The sequence below is a fragment of the Variovorax sp. YR216 genome (genome assembly GCF_900107745.1).
In the GTDB taxonomy this organism is placed as follows: domain Bacteria; phylum Pseudomonadota; class Gammaproteobacteria; order Burkholderiales; family Burkholderiaceae_C; genus Variovorax.
This window is the reverse complement of the sequence record NZ_FNRO01000010.1, coordinates 153,941-177,492: the sequence shown is the minus strand read 5'-3', so window position 1 is coordinate 177,492 and position 23,552 is coordinate 153,941. Positions and strand designations below refer to the sequence as shown.

Annotated in this window: 17 protein-coding genes and 1 pseudogene; 15 read left to right on the top strand and 3 right to left on the bottom strand. The window is 67.0% G+C overall.

Annotated features, from left to right (window positions below; genetic code table 11):
* The first annotated feature begins 23 nt into the window (after positions 1-23).
* The 4 genes from BLW05_RS23060 to BLW05_RS23045 are packed head-to-tail and all read left to right on the top strand — an operon-like array spanning position 24 to position 5,059.
* Complete coding sequence (locus BLW05_RS23060) at positions 24-1,898, top strand: TRAP transporter large permease (RefSeq protein ID WP_256330458.1); 1,875 nt, start codon at positions 24-26, stop codon at positions 1,896-1,898.
* 55 nt (positions 1,899-1,953) lie between these two features.
* A complete protein-coding gene (locus BLW05_RS23055; protein ID WP_093165890.1) occupies positions 1,954-2,508 on the top strand; it encodes a VOC family protein in 555 nt (184 codons plus the stop codon).
* Entirely contained in the window at positions 2,505-3,770 is a 1,266-nt protein-coding gene (locus BLW05_RS23050; RefSeq protein ID WP_093165889.1) for a ribulose-bisphosphate carboxylase large subunit family protein, read from the top strand. Before BLW05_RS23055 ends, BLW05_RS23050 begins: the two co-directional genes overlap by 4 nt.
* Complete coding sequence (locus tag BLW05_RS23045; protein WP_093165888.1) at positions 3,767-5,059, top strand: four-carbon acid sugar kinase family protein; 1,293 nt, start codon at positions 3,767-3,769, stop codon at positions 5,057-5,059. The genes BLW05_RS23050 and BLW05_RS23045 overlap by 4 nt, the downstream gene beginning before the upstream one ends.
* A gap of 93 nt (positions 5,060-5,152) precedes the next feature.
* Here the strand turns inward: BLW05_RS23045 and BLW05_RS23040 are convergent.
* Positions 5,153-5,425: pseudogene (locus BLW05_RS23040) on the bottom strand (IS3 family transposase); the annotation flags it as partial.
* Between the two features lie 261 nt (positions 5,426-5,686).
* Between BLW05_RS23040 and BLW05_RS23035 the strand changes: the two are divergent.
* From BLW05_RS23035 to BLW05_RS23015, 5 genes are read left to right on the top strand one after another with little or no spacing between them, the layout of a single operon-like run.
* Positions 5,687-7,204 (top strand): DUF3300 domain-containing protein, encoded by a 1,518-nt coding sequence (locus BLW05_RS23035; protein ID WP_143044899.1) that lies wholly within the window; start codon positions 5,687-5,689, stop codon positions 7,202-7,204.
* Between the two features lie 38 nt (positions 7,205-7,242).
* The gene (locus BLW05_RS23030; protein ID WP_093165887.1) at positions 7,243-8,136 is read left to right on the top strand and encodes a DUF2950 domain-containing protein; all 894 of its coding nucleotides are present in this window, start codon (positions 7,243-7,245) and stop codon (positions 8,134-8,136) included.
* Positions 8,137-8,159: 23 nt separating this feature from the next.
* On the top strand, positions 8,160-9,032 hold the full coding sequence (ppk2, locus tag BLW05_RS23025) for a polyphosphate kinase 2 (RefSeq protein WP_093165886.1): 873 nt from the start codon (positions 8,160-8,162) through the stop codon (positions 9,030-9,032).
* 17 nt (positions 9,033-9,049) lie between these two features.
* Entirely contained in the window at positions 9,050-10,612 is a 1,563-nt protein-coding gene (locus tag BLW05_RS23020; RefSeq protein WP_093165885.1) for a phospholipase D family protein, read from the top strand.
* The gene (locus BLW05_RS23015; protein WP_218135213.1) at positions 10,600-12,312 is read left to right on the top strand and encodes a SulP family inorganic anion transporter; all 1,713 of its coding nucleotides are present in this window, start codon (positions 10,600-10,602) and stop codon (positions 12,310-12,312) included. Before BLW05_RS23020 ends, BLW05_RS23015 begins: the two co-directional genes overlap by 13 nt.
* Before the next feature lie 6 nt (positions 12,313-12,318).
* On the opposite strand, the gene BLW05_RS23010 is transcribed toward BLW05_RS23015, so the two are convergent.
* Entirely contained in the window at positions 12,319-15,258 is a 2,940-nt protein-coding gene (locus tag BLW05_RS23010; RefSeq protein WP_093165883.1) for an autotransporter family protein, read from the bottom strand.
* Positions 15,259-15,449: 191 nt separating this feature from the next.
* Here BLW05_RS23010 and serC point away from each other — a divergent pair, with 191 nt between their 5' ends.
* A complete protein-coding gene (gene serC, locus BLW05_RS23005) occupies positions 15,450-16,532 on the top strand; it encodes a 3-phosphoserine/phosphohydroxythreonine transaminase (RefSeq protein WP_093165882.1) in 1,083 nt (360 codons plus the stop codon).
* Positions 16,525-17,721, top strand: coding sequence for a phosphoglycerate dehydrogenase (locus BLW05_RS23000; RefSeq protein WP_093165881.1), 1,197 nt, complete (start codon positions 16,525-16,527; stop codon positions 17,719-17,721). The genes serC and BLW05_RS23000 overlap by 8 nt, the downstream gene beginning before the upstream one ends.
* 13 nt (positions 17,722-17,734) lie before the next feature.
* Here the strand turns inward: BLW05_RS23000 and BLW05_RS22995 are convergent, their stop codons facing one another.
* Positions 17,735-18,946, bottom strand: a complete 1,212-nt coding sequence (locus BLW05_RS22995; RefSeq protein ID WP_256330453.1) for an ROK family transcriptional regulator — start codon at positions 18,944-18,946, stop codon at positions 17,735-17,737.
* A gap of 257 nt (positions 18,947-19,203) precedes the next feature.
* On the opposite strand from BLW05_RS22995, the gene BLW05_RS22990 reads away from it, so the two are divergent.
* The 4 genes from BLW05_RS22990 to BLW05_RS22975 all read left to right on the top strand — a co-directional run bounded on the left by BLW05_RS22990 (position 19,204) and on the right by BLW05_RS22975 (position 23,550).
* Entirely contained in the window at positions 19,204-20,481 is a 1,278-nt protein-coding gene (locus BLW05_RS22990; protein ID WP_093165879.1) for an ABC transporter substrate-binding protein, read from the top strand.
* A 42-nt stretch (positions 20,482-20,523) separates the two neighbouring features.
* Positions 20,524-21,471 (top strand): carbohydrate ABC transporter permease, encoded by a 948-nt coding sequence (locus tag BLW05_RS22985; protein WP_218135212.1) that lies wholly within the window; start codon positions 20,524-20,526, stop codon positions 21,469-21,471.
* Positions 21,464-22,315, top strand: a complete 852-nt coding sequence (locus BLW05_RS22980) for a carbohydrate ABC transporter permease (RefSeq protein ID WP_093165878.1) — start codon at positions 21,464-21,466, stop codon at positions 22,313-22,315. The genes BLW05_RS22985 and BLW05_RS22980 overlap by 8 nt, the downstream gene beginning before the upstream one ends.
* A gap of 173 nt (positions 22,316-22,488) precedes the next feature.
* Entirely contained in the window at positions 22,489-23,550 is a 1,062-nt protein-coding gene (locus BLW05_RS22975) for an ABC transporter ATP-binding protein (RefSeq protein ID WP_093165877.1), read from the top strand.
* Positions 23,551-23,552: the final 2 nt, after the last annotated feature.

The window sequence follows — 23,552 nt, the reverse complement described above, 5'->3', positions numbered from 1 at the left end:
TGAACGCAGCCCCGACCATGGGCATGCACGGCGCGAGCGCGCAAGCATCGGCGGCGGCCGCCGGATGGCGCGCCGGCGTGGATGCGCTGGACCGCTGGCTGGGCCGGCTGACCGAGATCCCGGCGGCCGGGCTGGTGCTGGCCAACATCGTGGTGCTGCTGGCGGGCGTGGTGTCGCGCTACGTCTTCCATTCGCCGCTGGTCTGGTCCGACGAACTGGCCGGCATCATGTTCCTGTGGATGTCGATGCTGGGCGCGGTGGTGGCACTGCGCCGCGGCGAGCACATGCGCATGACGGCCTTCGCGGCCAAGGCCTCGCCGGGCGTGCGCGCCTTCCTCGACGTGCTGGCGCTGGCCGCTTCACTGGCCTTCCTGCTGCTCATCGCGCACCCGGCCTTCGACTACGCCTCGGAAGAAGCGATTGTGGTAACGCCGGCGCTGGAGATCAGCAACGCGTGGCGCGCATCGGCCCTGCCGGTGGGCGTGGCGCTGATGGTGCTGGTGAGCCTACTTCGCTTACTGCGCGTGAGCACGCCGGGTCGCACCCTAGGCGCGCTCGCACTGGTCGGCGTGCTGTGCGCGGCCTTCTGGTGGATGGCGCCGGTGCTGATGCCGCTGGGCAAGCTCAACCTGCTGATCTTCTTCACCGGCGTGGTGGGGGCCTGCGTGTTCGCGGGCGTGCCGATCGCCTTCTCCTTCGCGCTGGCCACCTTCGGCTTCCTCGCGCTGACCACGAAGACGCCTATGCTGGTGCTGGTGGGCCGCATGGACGAGGGCATGTCGCACCTGATCCTGCTGGCGATTCCGCTCTTCGTGTTTCTGGGCCTGCTGATCGAGATGACCGGCATGGCCAAGGCCATGGTGCAGTTCCTCGCCAGCCTGCTCGGGCATGTTCGCGGCGGCCTGAGTTACGTGCTGATCGGCGGCATGTACCTAGTGTCGGGCATCTCGGGCTCCAAGGCGGCGGACATGGCGGCCATCGCGCCGGTGCTGTTCCCCGAGATGAAGAAGCGCGGCGCCAAGCCGGGCGAGCTGGTGGCGCTCCTGTCCACCACGGGCGCGCAGACCGAGACCATTCCGCCCTCCATCGTGCTGATCACCATCGGCTCGGTGACCGGCGTGTCGATCGCGGCCCTGTTCACCGGTGGCCTGGTGCCCGGGCTCGTGCTGGGCCTGGCGCTGTGCGCGGTGGTGTGGTGGCGCTACCGGCATGAAGACCTGTCGGGCGTGGAACGCGCGAGCGGCCAGGCCATCGGCAAGGCCTTCGTCTACGCACTGCCGGCTGTGGCCCTGCCCTTCGTGATCCGCGCGGCGGTGGTGGAGGGCGTGGCCACCGCCACGGAAGTGTCGACCATCGGCATAGCGTACTCGGTGCTGGCCGGGCTGCTCCTGTACCGCCAGTTCGACTTCAGGCGCATCCTGCCGATGCTGATCGAGACGGCGGCACTGTCGGGAGCGATCATTTTCATCATCGGCGCGGCCACCGGCATGGCCTGGGGCCTCACGCAGTCGGGCTTCGCGCAGGACCTGGCCGGGGCCATGGAAGCCATGCCAGGCGGCAAGGCCGGCTTCATCGCGATCTCGGTCATCGCCTTCATCGTGCTGGGCAGCGTACTGGAAGGCATCCCGGCCATCGTGCTCTTCGGCCCGCTGATGTTCCCCATCGCCCGAGCCGTCGGCGTGCACGAAGTGCACTACGCGATGGTGGTGGTGCTGTCGATGGGCCTGGGCCTGTTTGCGCCGCCCTTCGGCGTGGGCTACTACGCGGCCTGCGCCATCGGCAAGGTCGACCCGGTGGAGGGCATGCGCCCGATCTGGGGCTACCTGGTGGCGTTGGTGGTTGGCCTGGTGCTGGTGGCGGCAGTGCCCTGGTTCTCGACCGGCTTCCTGAGCAAGTAACTCGTTTCTCCCTCAACGCCCCGCCCTCTCGGCGGGGCTCTTCAAGGCAATTCTCATGAGCAGATTCTTTGGCGAGATCCGCCAGGTGGCTTACCTCGTTCCCGACATCGAGGCGGCCATGGACTACTGGTCGCGCGTGCTGGGCGTGGGCCCCTGGTTCTACAACCCGCGCGTGCCGATTCGCAACTACAGCTACCGCGGCGAACGCTACGAGCCGCACAACTCGGTGGCCCTGGCCAACGCCGGCGGACTGCAGGTGGAGTTGCTGCAGACGCGCAACGACGTGCCCTCCATGTACCGCGACTTCCAGGGCGCCGGCCACGTGGGCTCGCAGCACTTCGCCTACTGGACCGAGAACTTCGACGAAGACCTCCGCCGCGCGCAGGCCGCCGGCTTCAAGGTGTGCATGAGCGGCGAGGTGGGCAAGCGCGGGCGCTTCGTGTACTTCGAGGATCACACCGGCCAGCACGGCTACCACCCCGGCACGACGATTGAGCTGTCGGAGGTGGCCGGTCCAAAGGGCAAGCTCTTCCGGATGATCCGGGAGGCCGCCGAAGGCTGGGACGGCCGCGACCCGGTGCGCCCCTTCCCGGACCTGGACACGCTATGAACATGCAGCGCGTGCGCGCCACCTACATCGTCGAGACGCCGCTCGACCCGACCGACGTGGCCGAGGTGATGGCAGGCGAACAGTCCTGCGGCACCTTCACCCGCGTGGAGGGCGAGACCGATGCGCTGCGCCAGCGGGCACGGGCGACGGTCGAGTCCATTCAGCCGCTGGAAAGCGTGGCCGAGCCGGCGCTGCCCAACGCCTGGCTACAGCGCAAGGGCGTCACCGGCCACTACCGGCGCTTCAGGGTCCGCATCGGCTTCCCGGCCGACAACATCGGCGCCAACCTGCCCACCCTGGCGGCCACCGTGGCCGGCAACCTGTACGACCTCGGCGAAGTCACCGGCCTGCGACTGGAGTCGGTGGACATGCCGGCGGCCTACCGAGCGCGCTTCGAACTGCCGGTGCAAGGCATCGCCGGCACGCGCCGGCTGACCGGCGTGGCGCAGGGCGCGATGGTGGGCACCATCCTCAAACCCAACGTGGGCATGACGGCGCAGGACACCGGCAACCTGGTGGCACGCCTATGCGCCGCGGGGGTGGACTTCATCAAGGACGACGAGGTCTGCGCGAACCCCGCGCACGCGCCACTCGCCGAGCGCGTACCCGGCGTGATGGCCGCCGTGCGCGCGCACCAGGAGCGCACCGGCAAGCACGTGATGGTGGCCTTCAACATCAGCGACGAGACCGAGGCCATGCTGCGCCATGCCGAGCTGGTGGAGCGCGAAGGCGGAAGCTGCGTGATGGTGAGCCTGAACTGGTGCGGCTTCTCCGCGGTGCAGACGCTGCGGCGCCGCACGCGCCTGGCGCTGCACGGCCACCGCAACGGCTACGGCGCAATGTCACGGCACCCGCTGCTGGGCATCGGCTTCGACGCCTACCAGGCGCTGTGGCGACTGGCCGGCGTTGACCACATGCACGTGCACGGCCTGCAGGGCAAGTTTGCACAGGACGACGAAGAAGTGATCTCTTCGGCTCATGCCTGCTACACGCCATTGGCCGCCGGCCTGGACGACGCGGTGCTGCCCGCCTTCTCTTCCGGCCAGTGGGCCGGCACCGTGCCTGCCACATGGGACGCCATTGGCCGCGACGACCTGCTCTTCATGGCCGGCGGCGGCATCCTCGCGCACCCGGATGGCGCTGCAGCCGGCGTCACCAGCCTGCGCCAGGCCTGGGCCGCGGTGCGTGCCGGCAGCAGCCTGCAGGACGCGGCGAGCGACGCACCCGAGCTGGCCGCGGCCCTGCGCTTCTTCGGAAAATGAATCCGCCTGCCTTGCTTTTCTACGGAGACGACTTCACCGGCGCCACCGATGCGCTCGGAACGGCGGCGCGCGCAGGGCTGCGCACGCTGCTCTTCCTGGGCACGCCCGACGCCCGACGCCTTGAAGCCGTCGGCGAACTGGACTGCATCGGCATCGCCGGCGCCGCGCGCTCGATGGGCCCGCAGGCCATGCGTCAGGAGCTCGCCCCCGTGGCCGTGCTAGCGCGCGAACTGACGCCACGCGTGTTGCACTACAAGACCTGCTCAACCTTCGACAGCGCGCCGCAGGTGGGCAGCATCGGCGAAGCGGTGCGCCTGCTGTCGCCGGCCCTCGGATCGCCACGGCTGTCCATCGTGGGCGGCCAGCCCAACCTGGGCCGCTACTGCCTCTTCGGCAACCTGTTCGCTGCGGCCGGTGCGCAGGGCGAGGTGTTCCGCATCGATCGGCATCCCACGATGAGCCGGCATCCGGTGACGCCGATGAACGAAGCGGACCTGCGCCTGCACTTGGCAAGTCAGGGGCTGGAGGGCATCGCGCTCGTGCCCTGGACCGCCTATGCCGAAGACGAAGAGACACTTTCCCTGCGCGCCGCGAAGCACGACGGCGCGCTGCTATGGGACGTGGCCGCAGCTGCGCACCTGCCCTTGCTGGGCCGGCAGCTGTGGGCGCAGGCACGACGACAACCGGTGCTGGCTGTGGGGCCGAGCAGCGTGGTGGAAGCCATAGCGCATGCCGTCCATCCGAAAGTCGCTTCGCAAGCGCAAGCCATCTATCCCGCCGATGGTCCGGTGCTGGTGCTGGCCGGCAGCCTGTCGCCGGTCACCGCTGCGCAGGTGAGTGGCGCGGCTTCGTTCGATCTGTTGCGCCTGTCGGCCGAGCGCCTGGCCTCGGGCGATGTCGACTACCTGGCGGATGCCGCGCAGCAGTTGACGTCGGGACTGCATTCGGGCCGGCACATGCTGGCCTGCACGGTCGCGCAGGATGGTGCGCGCGCCGAACTGCCGGCGGGTTCGCTGGCGCAGGCGGGCGGCCTGTTGCTGAAGGAAGTGCTGCGCCTCGCTCCGGCCGTGCGACGCGTCGGCATCGCAGGCGGCGACACCTCGAGCCTGGCGGTGCGCGCCCTCGATGCCTGGGCCCTGGCCTACCAGGGGGTGGTTGCGCCCGGCGTGCCGCTGTGCCGGCTGCACAGCGACGACGCGCGACTGGATGGGATCGAGCTGATGCTCAAGGGCGGACAGATGGGGGAGCCCGACGTGTTCGAACGGCTGGTGTTTGGCGTAGGAAACTAGAAGTACCGAAGGAACTGGCGACAACATCAACCGAAAACGACCTCGCCCGTGGATCCAGAGGTGTGGGCTGCTGCCGATTCCGTGGACACCGACCTAAGCTTTTTGAGCTTTCTCGAACTGTATCGGACTGACGTAGCCGAGCGTCGAATGACGACGGGTTGGGTTGTAGAACCGCTCGATGCAGTCGAACACATCGGCGCGAGCCTGCTCCCTGGACCGGTACACCTTTCTGGCCGTGCGCTCAGTCTTCAGTGAACTGAAGAAGCTCTCCATGGCCGAGTTGTCCCAGACCTCGCCCGCGCGGCTCATGCTGCAGGTGATGCCTTGCTCCTTGAGCAACTCCTGGAAGTGCTCGCTGGTGTATTGGACCGCGCCTCATATCGCAGGGAAATGCTGCGATCAACAGAGGCTCCGCTTACGACTTTTATTGTGGAGCCCGGCCTGGTTTGTACGAGTTTTTTGTTCCATTTACGGCTTTGTTCTCACGAAACATGCACCTTGGATCGTAGGGTTGACGCACCAATATCCAATTGCGGGGTTTGCCTGAGCCTCGTATGCTGGCAGCCCAACCGCGCCGCCCATGGGCATCGGCTTCGGCGAATCACTACAGGAAGAGGAGCAAGTCACATGCGTTTCCTTTCCAGCCGCTTCGCGCGGATCCTCGTGCTGATGCTGGCGCTGCTTTCGTCAACGGTGATGTCGCAGCCATCGCAGCCCTTCAGCCGGGAGCAACTCGACCAGATGATGGCGCCCATCGCCCTCTATCCGGACTCACTGCTCTCGCAGGTTCTGATGGCATCGACCTACCCGGCCGACGTGGCCGACGCTGCCAAATGGTCCAAGGCCAATTCCAACCAGAAGGGCGATGCCGCCGTGAAAGCGGTGCAGGACAAGCCCTGGGACCCGAGCGTGCAGTCGCTCGTCGCCTTCCCGCAGGTGCTGCAGATGATGGGCGATCAGCCCGATTGGGTGCAGAACGTCGGCGATGCCTTCCTGGCGTCGTCGAAGGACGTGCTCGATTCAGCCCAGCGGCTGCGGACCAAGGCGCAGCAGCAAGGCAGCCTGAAGACCAATGAACAGCAGAAGGTCATCGTCGAGCAGGAGCCACAGACGCAGCAGACCGTGATCAAGATCGAGCCCGCCAATCCGGAGGTGGTGTACGTGCCGTCGTACAACCCGGCGGTGGTCTACGGCGCGTGGCCCTATCCGGCCTACCCCCCTTATGCGTACGCCCCCGCGCCCTATTGGTATCCGGGCGCGGCGCTGGCCACCGGCATCGCCTTCGGCGTCGGCGTGGCGGCCGTCGGTGCACTATGGGGCAATGCGAACTGGGGCGGTGGCAACGTCAACATCAACGCCAACCGCTACAACAGCATCAACACCAACCGGCAGATCTCCGCGAACCAGAGCTTCCAGCACAACGCGGCCAACCGGCGCGGCACGCCGTATCGCGACCAGCGCAGCCAGCAGCAATTCGGCCGCAACGTGCCGGGCGCCGAGAACCGAGCCGATTTCCGTGGCCGCGACAACGCCGGGCGCGACGCGCAGCGCCAGCAGGCGCAATCGGCCCTGCAGCAGCGCGGCATGGATCCGGGCCAGGGACGCGAGAACCTGCGCAACGACCCGGGGACGCGGGATCGCGCGCAGCGGGCTGCCGAGGGCGCCGGCCGTGGCGATCGGGGCGGCGCGGGTGCCGGCGATCGGGGTGGCCAGCTCGGCGACCGGGGCGGTGCGGGTGGCGGCGATCGGGGCGGCCAGCTCGGTGACCGCGGTGGCGCGGGTGGCGGCGATCGCGGTGCCCAGGTCGGCAACCGTGGCGGCGCAGGCACCGGCGATCGCGGTGGCCAGTTCGGCGGCGGCGACCGCGGTGGCGCAGGCGCAGGCGCAGGGGGGCGTGGCGGCGGGGGCTTCGAGCAGGTTCAGCAGCGCGGCGGCGACAACGCCCTGCGCGGCGCGAACAGCGGCCAGGCCCGCCAGCAAATGGACCGCGGCGCAGCAAGCCGGCAGTCCATGAGCGGCGGTGGTGGCGCACGGGCCAGCGGTGGATTCAGCGGGGGTGGCGCCCGGGCCGGTGGCGGTGGCGGTGGTGGCATGCGCGGAGGCGGTGGTGGCGGTGGTGGCGGTCGAGGCGGCGGACGCCGTTGATCCGCATCAAGCAACCCATCTCCGAACGAGGACACACCATGCCCCAATTCATCCGCATCAAGCATGCTGTCGCCATGGCCGTTGCGGCTGTTGCGCTGGCTTCGGCTCCGGCGTTCGCGCAGAAGGCCTATCCCAGCGCCGACGCCGCGGCGCAGGCCTTCTTCAGCGCGATCGCCAACTACGACGAGAGCGCGCTGCGCACCGTGCTCGGCGACGACTGGAAGCGCTTCGTGCCCGCCGGCGAAGTCGACCGCGAGGACATCTACGACTTCCTCGCGGCCTACGCGAAGCAGCACAAGGTGGTGGCCGACGGCCCCAACCGCGCGCTGCTGTCCGCGGGCGACGCCGACTGGACGCTGCCGATCCCCATCGTCAAGGGTGCGGGCGGCTGGCACTTCGATCCGGCCGCCGGTGTCGATCAGATGAAGACCCGCCGCATCGGCCGCAACGAGCTCGCGGCCATGAACGCGGTGCTCGCCTATTTCGACGCGCAGAAGGAATACGCCCAGGTCGATCGCGATGACAACCACGTGCTCGAATACGCGCAGAAGTTCGCCAGTTCGCCGGGCAAGCACGACGGCCTCTACTGGCCCACCGCCGCCGGCGAACCCGAGAGCCCGCTCGGCCCGATCTACGCGCCGGCGCGTCCCGGCGAGGGCTACCACGGCTACCACTTCAAGATCCTCAAGGCGCAGGGCGCGAACGCGCCGGGCGGCGCCTACGACTATGTCATCGGCAAGCGCATGCGCGGTGGCTTCGCGCTCGTCGCGTGGCCGGTGAAATACGGCGAGACCGGCGTGATGAGCTTCATGGTCAGCCATGACGGCGTGGTGTACGAGAAGAACCTCGGTCCCAACACCGATGCAACCGCGCGCGCGATGACGCGCTTCGATCCCGACACGAGCTGGCAGAAGGTCAACCTGCAGCCATGAATGCAAGACACGAGGAAATCGCCATGCAGAAAGACAAGAAGTCGAACCGCAGCGAAGCCGAGCCAGCGGCATCGAAAGCGCCGGAGGAAGTGCCCGACAGCGTGGCGCCCAAGGCGGAGTCCGGCCCCCTGTCCACCAAGGACTACGACAAGGCCCTGAAGGACCTTCACATCGAACTCGTGAAGCTGCAGGAGTGGGTGAAGCACGCCGGCCTCAAGGTGTGCATCCTCTTCGAGGGCCGCGACGGCGCGGGCAAGGGCGGCACCATCAAGGCCATCACCGAGCGTGTGAGCCCGCGCGTGTTCCGCGTGGTCGCGCTTCCCGCGCCGACCGAGCGCCAGAAATCGCAGATGTACTTCCAGCGCTACTTCGGCCATCTGCCCGCGGCGGGCGAAATCATCATCTTCGACCGCAGCTGGTACAACCGCGCCGGCGTCGAGCGCGTGATGGGCTTCTGCACCGAACAGCAGGCCAAGGGCTTCCTGATGGGCGTGCCGCTGGTGGAGCGCGCCATCGTCGACTCGGGCGTGATCCTGCTCAAGTACTGGCTCGAAGTGAACCCGGACGAGCAGACCCGCCGCCTGAAGGGCCGCATCGAGGACGGCCGCAAGATCTGGAAGCTGTCGCCGATGGACCTCAAGTCCTACAACCGCTGGGACGACTACACCCGCGCGCGCGACGACATGTTCAAGGCCAGCGATTCCTCATGGGCACCCTGGTACGTGGTGCGCTCGGACGACAAGAAGCGCGCGCGGCTGAACATGATCCGCCACCTGCTCTCGCAGATCCCCTACCAGGAAGCGCCGCGCGAGAAGGTGAAGCTGCCGAAGCGGCACCTCAAGAGCGACTCGCACGAGTCGAGCTACCCGGTCAAGTACGTGCCCGAGGTCTACTAGCCACCGCTGCGCCTTCGATGCCTCACCTGCTGCAAGGGCTTCATCATCGAATCCATCGGGCGCTGGGCGCGGCCTGCATCGCTACTGTCGCCCTGCTCGCGGGATGCGGCACCCTGCCCTCCCAGGAGGACCGGCCGGAGACCCACTCGATCGCGCCGTCCGCGCAAGGCCCGCTCGGCAGCGCCGTCGTTCCGCTCGCGCAGCAGCACCCGGGCAAGACGGGCGTCGTCGCGATCGATGACGGCCATGTCGCCTTCGGTGCGCGCATCGCGCTCGCACGCGCGGCGACGCGATCGATCGACATCCAGACCTTCATCTGGCACAACGACGCGACCGGCACGCTGCTCTTCGACGAGGCGATGCGCGCCGCCGAGCGCGGCGTCCGCGTGCGCATCCTGCTGGACGATCTCAACACCGTCGGTCTCGATCCAACACTCGCACTGCTGGCTTCGCAGCCCAAGCTCGACCTGCGGCTCTACAACCCCTATGCAGGGCGCAGCGCACGCGGCCTGGGCTTTCTTGCCGACTTCACCCGGCTCAATCACCGCATGCACAACAAGTCCTTCACCGTCGACAACGTGGTCGCGGTGGTCGGCGGACGCAACATCGCCGACGAGTACTTCGAGGCCGGCGCGGACACCGGCCTCGTCGACCTCGACGTGATCGCATTCGGCGAGGTGGTGAAGTCGGTGTCCTCGGAGTTCGACCTGTTCTGGAACAGCCCCTCGGCCTATCCCGCGAAGAAGATCCTTGCGGGCGTCGAGCCCGAGTCGCGGCAGGCGCTCGCTCGTCGCGCGCAGACGATCCGCGACGACCCGACCACCGCGAAGTACGCCGACGCCATCGCGCACGCCGAAGTCGTGCAGCGGATGCTCGCGCATACGCTGCAACCCGAATGGACGACCGCCACGGTGGTGCATGACGACCCCGGCAAGACATTGAGTCCCGAAACCAGGACCGAACTGCTCCTGCTGCCCAAGCTGATGACCGCCTTCGGCAAACCGGTGAAGTCGCTCGACATCATCTCGCCCTACTTCGTGCCGGGCAACGCGGGCACCGAAGCGCTGGCCAGCCTCGCGAAGCAGGGCGTGCAGGTGCGCGTGCTGACCAACTCGCTCGCGGCGACTGACGAGAAGTCGGTGCACTCCGGCTACGTCAAGCACCGCAAGGAACTGTCGCAGGCCGGGGTACAGCTCTTCGAGCTCAAGCCCGAGGCAGCGCCGATCATGGCGCGTGCGAACGAGATCGGGCGCGGCTCCAAGGCCGGACTGCATGCGAAGACCTATGCGGTCGACGGACGCTCGATCTTCGTCGGCTCGTTCAACTTCGACCCGCGCTCGGCGCGGCTCAACACCGAAATGGGCCTCGTGATCGACAGCCCCGCGATGGCGTCGAAGCTGCACGCGGTCGTCGGCGACGCCTATCCGTCGATCGCGTACCGCGTCACGCTCGCCGAAGACGGGTCGCTGCGATGGGCCGATGCGGGCGGCAAGGTCTATACCACCGACCCGGAGACCGGATGGCTGGAACGGACCTTCGTCGATATCGGCGCGACACTGCCGATCGAATGGCTTCTGTGATCTCTGTCTCCCGCTGGCTTCCGGGCCTGCGCAACCTGCGCGGCTACAGCGTGTCCGCGCTGCGCCACGATCTCGTGGCCGGTCTCGTGCTCACGACCATGCTGGTGCCCGTGGGCATCGCGTATGCGCAGGCCTCGGGCGTGCCGGGCATCTACGGGCTTTACGCCACCATCGTTCCGCTGCTGGCCTACGCGCTCTTCGGGCCGAGCCGCATCCTCGTGCTCGGCCCCGACTCCGCGCTTGCCGCGGTGATCCTCGCGGTGGTGCTGCCGCTATCGGCCGGCGATCCGATGCGCGCCATCACGATCGCGAGCGCGATGGCGATCGTCTCGGGGCTGGTGTGCATCGCCGCGGGCTTCGCGAAGCTGGGCTTCGTGACCGAGCTGCTGTCGAAGCCGATCCGCTACGGCTACATGAACGGCATCGCGCTCACCGTGCTCCTGAGCCAGTTGCCCAAGCTCTTCGGCTTCTCGGTCGAGGGCGAAGGCCCTCTGCAGCAGACCTGGGCCCTGCTGCAAGGCATCGCCGGCGGCAAGACGCACGGCGTGACGCTGCTCGTGGGCGCCGGCACGCTCGTGGCGATCCTGCTGCTGCAGCGGGTGCCGCGCGCGCCCGCCGTGCTGATCGGCGTGGTCGCCGCGACGATTGCCGCCGGCCTGTTCGATCTCGCGACGCAGACCGGCCTCAAGGTGCTCGGCCCGTTGCCGCAGGGGCTGCCCACGCCTTCGGTGCCAATCATCCAGCTCGATGACATCCGCCCGGTGCTGCTCGGCGGGCTCGCGGTCGCGCTGGTTTCATTTGCCGACACGAGCGTACTCTCGCGCGTCTATGCCGCGCGCATGCGCACCCCGGTCGATCCCAACCAGGAGATGGTCGGGCTCGGTGTCGCAAACCTCGCCACCGGGTTCTTCCAGGGCATGCCGATCAGCAGCAGCGCATCGCGCACGCCGGTGGCCGAGGCGGCCGGTGCACGCACCCAGGTCACCGGCGTCGTCGGCGCCATCGCGATCGCGGTGCTGCTGCTCGCCGCGCCCAACCTGATGCGGAACCTGCCGACCACGGCGCTCGCGGCGGTGGTTATCGCGTCGGCCATCGGGCTGATCGAGATCACCGACCTGCGCCGCATCTACCGCATCCAGCGCTGGGAGTTCTGGCTGTCGATCATCTGCTTCATCGGCGTCGCGGTGTTCGGCGCGATCCCGGGCATCGGCATCGCGCTCGTGATCGCGATCGCCGAATTCCTCTGGGATGGCTGGCGACCGCACTCCGCGGTGCTCGGGCAGCCCGATGGGGTGGACGGCTTTCACGACATCACGCGCTACCCGCAGGCGCGGCGCATTCCGGGGCTGGTGATCTTCCGCTGGGACGCGCCGCTGTTCTTCGCCAACGCGGAGCTCTTCCGCGACCGCGTGATGGAGGCAGTGAAGGCCTCCCCCACACCGGTGCGCTGGGTGGTCGTGGCGGCCGAGCCGGTGACCAGCGTCGACGTGACCGCCGCCGACATCGTGGCCGAACTCGACGACAGCCTGCAGGCCGAAAACATCGAGCTCTGCTTCGCGGAGATGAAGGATCCGGTCAAGGACAAGCTCAAGCGCTTTGGGCTCTTCGCCCGCTTCGGCGCCGAGACCTTCTATGCGACGGTGGACGAAGCCGTTGCGGCCTACGGACAGCAGCAGCCGGGCACGCAAGCGAAGGCCTGATCGCGCCTAGCCACCACCGAAGGTGTAGCGCAACCCGCCGCTGAAGGCCCAGTTTCGCCATCCGGCGGTGCCGCTGTTCGTCTGCCAGGTCACGTCGGCAAACAGCGAGAGCCGCTTGTTGACCATGCCGCTGACGCCGCCGCCGACCTGCCACGAGTTGCCGAAGCTGCCGAGCTGGAAGGTCGTGCCACCGACGTAGATGGACCCCGGGTCGCTCGCGCCGTAGAGGTAGTTCACCTTCAGATAGGGCGTGAGGCGCGTGCCGTTGCCCGTTTCCATCGGCCGCGTGAGCCGCGCGCCCACTCGCCAGATGCTCTGGCTCTGGTTGCCCATGCGGGTCCTGATCTCGTCCTGGTCGTAGAAGTCGTCGAAGCGCGCCTGCTGCCAGACGTACTGCAGTTGCGGCTCGATCTCGAAGCCGGTCGACCCGATCGCGAACGGATAGCCCACCTCGGCCGACGCAGCCAGCGAACGGCCGTCGAAGTTCGCGACTTCGCCGCCGAAGTAGGCCGTCGTCTTCGAGCTCGAGCTGAAGGTCCCGCCAGAGAGGATGAAGTCCGCGTACCAGCCCTGGCGGTCGAGGTAGGTCGCGTTCGCCGCGAGGCTGCGCGTGTCGGTGTCGGTCTGGCTGCTGCCGTCGATCGGCGAGGTCGGCGTGAGCTGCGAGCGCCCGAGGCTGAACGCCCCGCCCACGCGCCAGGTGCCGGCATCGTCCCGGCGCACGATGGCGCTGCCGCCGACCTGCAGCGCAGCGTAGTCCTGCTTGGCCCCGAAGCCGAACGCGCCGAAGCCCAGGTTGGTCCGGTAGTCGTACGAGCTGCCGTACACCCGCGCGAAGCCTTCGCGGTCGTCGCTCGACCCGAGGCGCTCGGTGTCGCGGACTTCGCCCAGGCGGCGATGCAGGCTGTCGATGTCCTGCAGGCCGGCGTTGAGCATCGCGCCGGGCAGCGTGAGGTACGAAGGCACCTGCGGCGCCACGAGAGGCCGGCTGTTGTCGGTCCCATCCGGCTTGGGCGCCGGGGGGATCACTTCCGGTGATGGAGGCGGTGCCGGCGGAGGCGGCGGAGGCGGTGGGGGCGGCGGACCCGGCGGCGGAGGTGGCGGTGGCGGTGGCGGTGGCGGTGGCGGTGGCGGTGGTGGCGGCGGTGGAGGGGGAGGCACCACTTCCGCGATCGGCCGCGTCAGGCGGTAGTCCCAGTAGCTGTTCGCGTTGCCGACCAGGTTCTGGGCGACCGATGCCGCGCCGTTCGCGGAACCGGGCCCGAAGGCGTAGAGGCGGTACTGGTACGGTGTGCCGCCCGTGACGTAGCCGTGTTCGAGCGTGAACGTCGTCGACGTTGCGCTGCCAGCCACCTGGATGATCGACACGCCGGTGTCCGGCGACACCACGTCCTGGCCGACTTGCTGGCCGTCGGCCAGAACCCTCGTGCGGGACACCTGCGTCCGGCTCGCAGCCGCTGCGATGGCCGCCTGGATCGCCGAGAGCGAATCGATGCGCGTCACGACATTGACGTAGGTATGCCCGCTCGCGCTGCCGCCCACGAGCAACCGGTCGGTCAGTTGCTTGCTGATCGGCCCGAGGTAGTCGTCGTCGAGCAACGTGCCGAGAAACAGCGTCGAGACCCCGGTGCCCTCGTAGTTGCCGGTGATGCGAAAGGTGTTGCCCCACGGTGCGCCACCGCTCAGCGCGAGCACGCGCGTGTTGGTCATCGATCCATCGAGCAGCACCGTGGATGCCTGCGTCGCGCCCGGATAGGCCAGCCCGGCGCCGATGTACACGAGCCCGTTGTTCGTGAGCTTCCCGCTCAGCACGCTGTCGTAGGCCGCAAGCGCAGCCCCCTGGTTCACCGTGATCGTGTCGGCCACCAGCCTCGCTCCGGACGAGCCGGGCTCGCCGATCGCGAGCAAGCCGCTCTGCACGGTGCTGGTCTTCGCTTCGGTCCGGCCGAGCAGCGTCCATCGGTCGCCGGTCATGTCGAGCGCGCCGAAGCTCAGGAAGTCGTTCCGCGCGGTGCCCTGCCCCTGGAACACCACGCGGCTGGTGCCGCCGCCATGCGCCGGGCCGTTGAGCAAGGCGCCCGTCTGCATCGTCAGCTTGCCGTTGCCGGTCTCGAACTGGACCGAGTAGGTGCCGCCGCTGATCGTGCCCGCCGTCGTGATGTCGGCACTGCCGTTGCGGGTGTGCACGCCGATCTGCGCGCCGCTGATCGAGGCGCCCGCGTTGTTGACCAGCGTGCCGCCCGCGCTGAAGTCGACCCCAATCCCGGTCGATGCGCTCACCGTGCCGCTGTTGGTCATCGACTGCGAGCCGTTGACGAACTGCACGCCGTAGCTGGTGCCGCCGACCTTCGCGCCCGCGTTGTTCTGGAAGCCGAGATTGCCGCCTTCGAGCCTCACCGCCGCACCATTGGTGGCTGTGATCGTCCCGCTGTTCGTCGCGCTCTCGTTGGCGTTCAGCAGATAGATGCCGTACGTGCCGCCCGAGATCGTGCCGCCCACCTCGTTGTTCACCGTGCCGCCCGCCCGGAACATCACGCCGGGCCCTGCGGTCGCGATGATCGAGCCGCTGTTGGTCAGCGATCCCGAGGAATTGACCATCGTGACGCCCCCGCCGTTGCCCTGAATCAGGCCGGTGTTGTTCACCTGGTTCCCGTTCTGCAGGTGCACGACGAAGTTGTTCGGGTCGCTGCTCGCAAGAACCCCCAGATTGAAGACCTGGAACGTCTTGTTCTGCCCGTACAGCGCCTGCCCGCTCGCAACGTTCACGGTGACGCCCAATGGCACGGTGATCGCATTGCCCTGACCCGTGCTGGGCAGGCTGTCGAGGTTGACCGTCGTGTTGCCGCCCTGGACGATTGCGTCGCCCCACGCGTTGAACGAACACGCGACCATGGCTGCAGCGATGGCGATGGCGCGCTTTTCCCCGATCCGGACCGATTCCCTCATGCAGCTTCCTTGATCCAAGGCCTGTTCCCGTCGCGCCGCTCCCGCGGCGCACCACCGCGAATCAGCTTAGTGCACCTTGGCGAAACGGTGTACGCCTGCTGGCAAATGCGCAACAACCAGCACCAAAGGCCACTTGTCGGACTTCCGCCGATGCGCTACGGTGCACGCCCGCACCCCGTGGAGATTTCACGATGACCCGTGTCTTCAACTTCAGCGCAGGCCCTGCCACGTTGCCCGAATCGGTGCTGCGGCAGGCCGCGGACGAGATGCTCGACTGGCGCGGCAGCGGCATGTCGGTGATGGAGATGAGCCATCGCGGCAAGGAGTTCATCTCCATCCATGCCGAAGCCGAAAGGCGGCTGCGCGAGCTTCTGGCGGTGCCCAAGAACTACAAGGTGCTCTTCCTGCAGGGCGGCGCGATCGCGGAGAACGCGATCGTTCCGATGAACATGCTGCGCGGCCGGGAGAGCGCGGACTACATCGACACCGGCGAGTGGTCGAAGAAGTCGATCAAGGAAACGAAGAAGTACTGCAAGGTCAACGTGGCCGCCAGCAGCGAGAAGGACGGCTACACGAGCGTGCCCAGGCAGGAGACCTGGAAGCTCGACCCCAAGGCCGCCTACGTGCACATCTGCTCGAACGAAACCATCGGCGGCGTCGAATACCACTGGACGCCCGACACCGGCGACGTGCCGCTGGTGGCCGACATGTCGAGCAACTTCATGTCCAGGCCGGTCGACGTGAGCCGCTACGGCCTCATCTACGGCGGCGCGCAGAAGAACATCGGGCCGGCCGGCGTGACGGTGGTGATCGTGCGTGACGACCTCATCGGGCAGGCGCTGCCGATCACGCCTTCGGCCTTCGACTACAAGATCCAGGCCGAGAACGACTCGATGTTCAACACCCCGCCCACCTACGCGATCTACATCGCGGGGCTGGTGTTCAACTGGATCGAGCAGCAAGGCGGCCTCCCGGCCATCGAGGCGAACAACCGCCGCAAGGCCGCGGTGCTGTACGACCATCTGGAAACCACCTCGTTCTTCTACAACCCGGTGGCGCGCGAAGACCGCTCGCTGATGAACGTGCCCTTCAAGCTGCGCGACGAATCGCTGGACGAGGCCTTCCTCAAGGGCGCAGACGCGCGCGGCATGGTGCAGCTCAAGGGCCATCGCTCGGTCGGCGGCATGCGCGCATCGATCTACAACGCGATGCCCATCGAAGGCGTGCAGGCGCTGGTGGCCTACATGAAGGAGTTCGAGGCGAGCCATGGCTGAGCGCCTCAAGATCCTGGTGCTCAACCAGATCTCGTCCAAGGGCCTGGCCCGGCTGCCGGCCGAACACTACGTCACTGGCCCTGATATCGCCCTGCCCGACGCGGTGCTGGTGCGTTCGGCGGACATGCACAGGATGGAGATCCCTTCCAGCGTGCGCGCCATCGCCCGTGCCGGCGCCGGCACCAACAACATCCCGGTCGAAGCGATGAGCGCGCGCGGCGTGCCCGTCTTCAACGCACCGGGCGCCAACGCGAATGCGGTCAAGGAACTGGTGATCGCCGGCATGCTGATGGCCGCGCGCCAGCTCTCGGGCGCGCTGCGTTTCGTCGATGAGCTCGACACCGCGCATGCCGATCTCGACAAGACCGTGGAAAGCGGCAAGAGCGCCTTCGCGGGCTTCGAGCTCGCGGGCCAGACGCTCGGCGTGGTCGGGCTCGGCAAGGTGGGCTGCCTCGTGGCCGACGCGGCCATCAAGCTCGGCATGAACGTGCTCGGCTACGACCCCGACATCACGGTCGATGCGGCCTGGAGCCTGCCCTCGCAGGTGAAGAAGGCCGGCAGCGTCGCCGAGGTGCTGCGCAGCGCGCATTTCGTGACCCTGCACGTGCCGCTGATGCAGGCCACCCGCCACCTCGTCAGCGCCGCCAACATCGGCCTGATGCGCCCGGGCACCGTGCTGCTGAACTTCTCGCGCGACGGCGTGGTGGACAACGCGGCGGTGCTGGCCGCGCTGACTTCTGGCCATCTCGGGCACTACGTGTGCGACTTCCCGAGCGCGCAGCTGCATCGGCACGCGCGCGTGATCTGCCTGCCGCACCTTGGCGCATGCACCCGCGAGGCCGAAGAAAACTGCGCTGTCATGGTGGCCGACCAGCTCAGCGACTTCCTGGAGAACGGCAACATCACGAACGCGGTGAACTTCCCCGGCGTGACGATGGCGCGCGAATCCGCCTACCGGGTCGCGATCGCGAACGCCAACGTGCCGAACATGCTCGGTCAGATCTCCACCGCCATGGCGCAGGCGGGCCTGAACATCCACAACATGGTCAACAAGTCGCGCGGCGACATGGCCTACACGCTGGTGGACGTGGACAGCGCGGTGGGCGGCGCGGTGCTCGACGACATCGGGGCGATCGAAGGGGTGTTGTCGGTGCGCTATTTGCCGCACGCGGCCAGTCGAGCCAATTAATTCGAACGTCGAACTAACTGGCTGCCACGTATTGCGAATGCAGCGCCGGCTGGTGCGGATTGAGCATCGCGTGCAAGGCGTAGGCGGCGCCGCCAACGGCGGTCGCAAGATCGGAATACCGCGCCGTCTTCACCACGGGCGCCGTCAGGCCGGCCCTTTGCGCATAACGGGAAAGTACGTCGGTGGCTGCGTCGAGCAGCGTGTCTCCGCCGAGCGTCACCGTCTCGCCACCCAGGACGATCACCTGCGGGTTGAACGTCGTCCAGGCGTTCTGGAGCAGCACGCCGAGATAGGCGCCCGCCTTCGCGAAAGCGGCCCGGGTCGCCGGATCGCGGCTGCTCATGCGCGCGCGCAGCGCCCGCCTGTCGATCGCATCGCCCTGAAAGCACCCGGCAGAGGCTGCGATGGCCTTGAGCCCGATATACGCCTCCGCACATCCGAGGCGACCGCACGAGCAGGGCTGCCCTTCGATCACGAGCGTCGTGTGGCCGATCTCGCCCGCTGAACCGCTGGCGCCCGTGAACAGCGCGTGGTTGAGGATGATGCCCGCGCCGACCCCGACGCCGCAGCTGACGTAGACCAGGGGATCGTCGACCGGTCTTTCGCAGAACTCGGTCTCGCCGACGGCGGCCAGATCGGCTTCGTTGTGATAGTAGACAGGGACGTCGGCCAGGCCCGCCTGTGCGAGTTCCGCCCCAAGCCGGCGGCCGATCTCGACATGGCGCCAGCCGATGTTCGGCGCGAATTCCAGCATGCCCGAACGCTTGTCGACCGGGCCATGCAGCCCGACGCCGATGCCCAGCAGACGCAAACCGCCGCGCGCCATCTTGGCGGAAAGCGCGGTGGCCATCTCGACGAGCTGGTGGCATGCCTCGTCCGGATCCTTCGACCGAAGGCCAGCCTGGCTTGCCTCGAGAATTTCGCCGTGGATCGACGTCGCGACCACCTGGACCGCGTCTGGCCCGAGATCGACGCCAAGCAAGACCATGTCCTTCCCGGCGAGCTTCAAGGGCGTCGGCCGGCGTCCGACGGTGCCGGTGACGAATGCGTCCGCCTCGACCAGCCACCCTTCGTCGATGAGTTCCTTGATGAGCAGGCTGACGGTGGATCGTGTCAGGCCGCTGCGCTCGGACAGCCCCGCGCGCGAGATGCCGGCGTGCTCGCGGAGCAGGCGAAGCAAGGCGATGCGGTTGATGCTCTTGACGAGCGCCTGGTCCCCCTTCACTGGCGCCGGCGCCGGCACCGACGAGGGAATCTCCTCCTTCGGAGCCCTGAGGCGCTTTACGACTGCTGGTCGAATCAATGATCTTTCGCTTCGATTTTTCAGATGGTTCATGGCGATCCTTGGCCATCATTGGCTCAGCGGAAACAGGTGCAAGCGTAGCGCCAACCGGGAATTCTGGCACTGTCAGCGTATTCCCTAGTGACCTCGCCACGGCCCGATGGCACATTTGTTCGGCCATCATACAAATTGGAGACACGATGAGAAACATCAAGTTGGCTGCTTCTGCGCTGGTCGCCGCGGGAATGTGGCTGTCCTCAGCGAGTGTTCTCGCCGACACGACGGTTCGCCTGATGCACGTGGACCAGAACCCCGAGACCGGCGCCTTCTACAACGACGTTGCACGGCGTTTCGAATCGACGCACCCCGGCGTCAAGGTCGAGATCCAGTACCTCGAGAACGAGTCGTACAAGAAGAAGCTGACGACGCTCCTGCAGTCGCCGGACCGGCCGAACATCCTGTACAGCTGGGGCGGCGGAACGATGCGCGACCAGATCAAGGCCGGTGTCGTCGAGGACCTGTCGGCGCCCATGGATGCGAAGTGGCGCGAAAGCTTCATGCCGGCCGCGCTGCAGGCCTTTACGGTCAACGGCAAGGTCTATGGCGTGCCGCTGCAGTTGGGCCAGGTCGGGTTCTTCTACAACAAGGACCTCTTCGCGAAGGCCGGCGTGGACGCAGGGTCGATCAAGACCTGGGACGACCTGCTCGGCGCAGTGAAGAAGATCAAGGACTCGGGAACCACGCCGATCATCGTGGGCGGTGGTGACAAGTGGCCGCTGCACTTCTATTGGTCGCACCTGGCATTGCGAATCGGCGGCAAGGGTGCTTTCGAATCCGCCATGCAGGGCGAAGGCAAGGGCTTTGCGAGCGATCCCTTCGTCCAGGCAGGCACCTTGTTCCAGCAGCTCACGGATCTGAAGCCGTTCCAGCCGGGCTACCTTGGCGCAACGTTTCCCCAGTCTTCGGGTCAGTTCGGCGACGGCAAGGGCGCCATGGTCCTCCAGCTGAACTCGATGCTCGGCTCGATGAAGGCGAACTCCGCGAACAAGCTCGGCATTCCCGAGGACAAGCTGGGATGGTTCCCGTTCCCGGCCGTGGCGGGCGGCAAGGGCGACCCGAGCGACACCCTCGGCGGAATGAACGGCTGGCTGGTCACCAAGGGCTCGCCGAAAGAGGCTGCCGAATTCCTGCGCTTCTTCTCGGAGGCCAGCAACCAGCGCATCCCGGCTCAACGCGGTTCCTACATCCCCGTCGTCAATGGCACGCAGGACGCGATCGCCAACCCCATCCTTCGCCAGTTGGCGGAGAACGTCGCGAAGTCGCACTACCACCAGATCTATTACGACCAGATGCTTGGCCCATCGGTCGGTGCGGTCGTCAACGACATTTCGGTCGATCTCGCGACCGGGAAGATGAAGCCGGCGGAAGCCGCGGCTGCCGTGCAAGCCGCCTGGCAGCGCGCCAACAGCACCAACTGAGCGATCGCGCGACCACGACACAAGCGCAGGGAGGAATCCAGCGTGACGACGATCGATCACAGTGCAGGCACCATGCCCGCCGCCCCGACGGGCTGGTCGCGGGCCTGGCGCCGCAAACCATCCAGGCGGACCGGCGGCACGACCACAGTGGTGCTGTTCTTTCTTCCGCCGGCCATTCTGCTGTTCACCTTGTTCGTTGCCTTCCCGATGGGCGCGGCCGGCTGGTACAGCTTCTTCAACTGGAACGGCTATGGCGTTCCCACGAATTTCGTCGGCCTGCGGAACTTCGTGGACCTCTTCCGCAACCCCGCGTTCCATATCGCCCTTGGCAACAACCTGCTGATCATCGTGGGGTCGCTGGCGGTGCAGTTGCCATTGGCGCTGGCGATGGCGGTGCTGCTGGCCGACCGGGTCATCGGCACGACCACGTTCAGGTTGATCTTCTTCCTGCCCTACATCCTGGCGGAGATCGCGGCCGGCCTGATCTGGCGCTTCGTCTACGACGGCGACTACGGCTTGCTGGCGAAGATCTGGGAATCTTTCGGAGGGACCGCACCCTACGTGCTGTCCGAGCCCGACCTCGCCATGTACGCCATCCTGATCGTCGTGATCTGGAAGTACTTCGGCTTCCACATGATCCTGTACATCGCCGGATTGCAGCAGATCGATCGAAGCCTGTACGAGGCGGCCCGCATCGACGGCGCGTCGCGCTGGCAGATCTTCAGCCGGATCACGGTTCCGTTGCTGGGTTCGACGATCAGGCTGTCGGTGTTCTTCGCGATCCTCGGCTCGATCCAGCTGTTCGATCTCATCATGCCGCTGACCAAGGGCGGTCCGTCCGACAGCACGCAGACGATGGTGACCTTCCTCTACAACTACGGTGTCACTCGGATGGAGATCGGCTTCGGCAGTGCCGTCGGCGTTGTCCTGTTCATCATCTGCGTGGTCTTCGCCTTTGGCTACAAGCGGGTCCTGATGCGCCATGACTAGTCACGATTCATCCGCGCCGAAGTCCGCGGCCATGTCGCCGGTCGTGCGCTATGCGGCGCTGTTCCTCGTCGCCGGGCTGGTGCTGATCCCTTTGGTCGCCACCGTCCTCGGCGGCTTCAAGACCCTCGGGGACCTGCGCGTCAATCCCTTCGGATTTCCGGCGCAATGGGAATGGCGCAACTACTGGGACATCCTGGGCGGGAGCCGCTACTGGCAACTGATGGGGAATTCCGCCGTGATCGCGGTGCTGACGGTCATCCTGACGGTGATGGTCTCGGCGATGGCGGCGTTCGTGTTCGTGCACATCCAGTTCTTCGGCTCGACCTTCCTCGTCAACTACCTGCTTCTCGGATTGATGTTCCCTGCGGCGACCGCGATCCTGCCGCTGTTCATCCAGATCCGGGACCTGGGCCTGCTCGACAACTACTGGGGCGTCGTCCTGCCGCAGGTCGCCTTCGGCCTGGCGTCGAGCATCCTGCTGTTCCGCAACTACTTCAAGCAACTGCCGGCGGAACTGTTCGAGGCGGCGCTCATCGACGGCTGCGGCTACTTCAGGTTCTTCTGGCACATCGTGCTGCCGCTGTCGAGGCCCATCCTGGCGACGGTGGCGGTGATCGTCTTCGTGCACAGCTGGAACTCCTACCTGCTGCCGCTCGTGGTCTTCAACCGCGAGACGCTCTACACCTGGCCGCTCGGGATCATGGCGTACCAGGGCGAGTTCTCCACCGACTGGAACCTGGTGCTGGCATTCATCACGCTCACGATCCTTCCGGCCGTGATCATGTTCTTTGCTGCCCAGAAGCACATCGTGGCCGGCCTGACCTCCGGCTCTGTCAAAGGCTGAGATGAAACCCACCCCCAGCCTCGCCCACTTCGTGTGGCTCGGGCACCCCCTTGCAGGGGGCAACCCCGGCGGCCCGGCAAAGCCGGTTCCGCGGGGTTCCTGGCCTCGGCTGTGCCGGTTTCATGCGATGCGGGTGGCGCACAGTGCCATCGAGAACTGACAAGGATCAATCAATGTCTTCAGTGAGTATCAGAAAGGTCCAGAAGGACTATGGCGCGGTGCCCGTCATTCGCGGCGTCGATGTCGAAATCGATGATGGCGAGTTCGTCATCCTCGTCGGCCCTTCCGGCTGCGGCAAGTCGACGCTGCTGCGGATGATTGCCGGCCTCGAGGATATTTCGGGCGGCGAGATCCGCATCGGCGAACGGGTCGTCAACGACCTGGAACCGAAGGAACGCGACATCGCGATGGTGTTCCAGAGCTATGCGCTCTATCCGCACATGACGGTCGAGCAGAACATGGCCTTCTCGCTCAAGATGGGCGGCGCGAAGAAGAGCGAGATCGATCCGAAGGTCGCACGCGCGGCGAAGATCCTTAGTCTCGAGCCGCTGCTGGGTCGCCTGCCCAAGGAACTCTCGGGCGGCCAGCGCCAGCGCGTCGCGATGGGCCGCGCGATCGTTCGCGACCCCAAGGTGTTCCTGTTCGACGAGCCGCTGTCCAACCTCGACGCCAAGCTGCGTGTGCAGATGCGCACCGAGATCAAGGCGCTGCACCAGCGCCTCGGAACCACCATCGTCTACGTGACCCACGACCAGGTCGAGGCGATGACGATGGCCGACAAGATCGTGGTCCTGCATGACGGCGTCGTCGAGCAGGTCGGCGCCCCACTCGACCTCTACGACCGTCCGGCCAACCTCTTCGTTGCCGGCTTCATCGGCAGCCCCGCGATGAACCTGCTCAAGGGCAAGGTGGAGCGGGAAGGCTTCGTGGTCGAGGGATCGGGCGGCCTCACCCTGCCCTTCTCGAATGCGCAGAAAGCAACGCCGGGACTGCCGGCGGTCTATGGCATCCGGCCCGAGCACTTCGTGCTCGACGACGCGGGCTTTCCGATCACGGTGGAGGTGGTCGAGCCGACCGGCTCCGAGACGCAGGTGATGGCCCAGATCGGCGGACAGGCGATCTGCGCAGTCTTCCGCGAGCGCATCACCGCCGGGCCCGGCGAAGTCATCCACATCACCGCGCAGCGCGAACACGCGCATCTCTTCGACGCGGCGACCGAGCAACGAATCAACTGATC

Coding starts and splice junctions, on each gene's coding strand:
- BLW05_RS23030 (WP_093165887.1), top strand. CDS start 7,243: ATGCCCCAATTCATCCGCATCAAGCATGCTGTCGCCATGGCCGTTGCG.
- BLW05_RS23015 (WP_218135213.1), top strand. CDS start 10,600: ATGGCTTCTGTGATCTCTGTCTCCCGCTGGCTTCCGGGCCTGCGCAAC.
- BLW05_RS23035 (WP_143044899.1), top strand. CDS start 5,687: ATGCGTTTCCTTTCCAGCCGCTTCGCGCGGATCCTCGTGCTGATGCTG.
- BLW05_RS23055 (WP_093165890.1), top strand. CDS start 1,954: ATGAGCAGATTCTTTGGCGAGATCCGCCAGGTGGCTTACCTCGTTCCC.
- BLW05_RS23000 (WP_093165881.1), top strand. CDS start 16,525: ATGGCTGAGCGCCTCAAGATCCTGGTGCTCAACCAGATCTCGTCCAAG.
- BLW05_RS23010 (WP_093165883.1), bottom strand. CDS start 15,258: ATGAGGGAATCGGTCCGGATCGGGGAAAAGCGCGCCATCGCCATCGCT.
- BLW05_RS22990 (WP_093165879.1), top strand. CDS start 19,204: ATGAGAAACATCAAGTTGGCTGCTTCTGCGCTGGTCGCCGCGGGAATG.
- ppk2 (WP_093165886.1), top strand. CDS start 8,160: ATGCAGAAAGACAAGAAGTCGAACCGCAGCGAAGCCGAGCCAGCGGCA.
- BLW05_RS22980 (WP_093165878.1), top strand. CDS start 21,464: ATGACTAGTCACGATTCATCCGCGCCGAAGTCCGCGGCCATGTCGCCG.
- BLW05_RS22975 (WP_093165877.1), top strand. CDS start 22,489: ATGTCTTCAGTGAGTATCAGAAAGGTCCAGAAGGACTATGGCGCGGTG.
- BLW05_RS23050 (WP_093165889.1), top strand. CDS start 2,505: ATGAACATGCAGCGCGTGCGCGCCACCTACATCGTCGAGACGCCGCTC.
- serC (WP_093165882.1), top strand. CDS start 15,450: ATGACCCGTGTCTTCAACTTCAGCGCAGGCCCTGCCACGTTGCCCGAA.
- BLW05_RS23045 (WP_093165888.1), top strand. CDS start 3,767: ATGAATCCGCCTGCCTTGCTTTTCTACGGAGACGACTTCACCGGCGCC.
- BLW05_RS23020 (WP_093165885.1), top strand. CDS start 9,050: ATGCCTCACCTGCTGCAAGGGCTTCATCATCGAATCCATCGGGCGCTG.
- BLW05_RS23060 (WP_256330458.1), top strand. CDS start 24: ATGCACGGCGCGAGCGCGCAAGCATCGGCGGCGGCCGCCGGATGGCGC.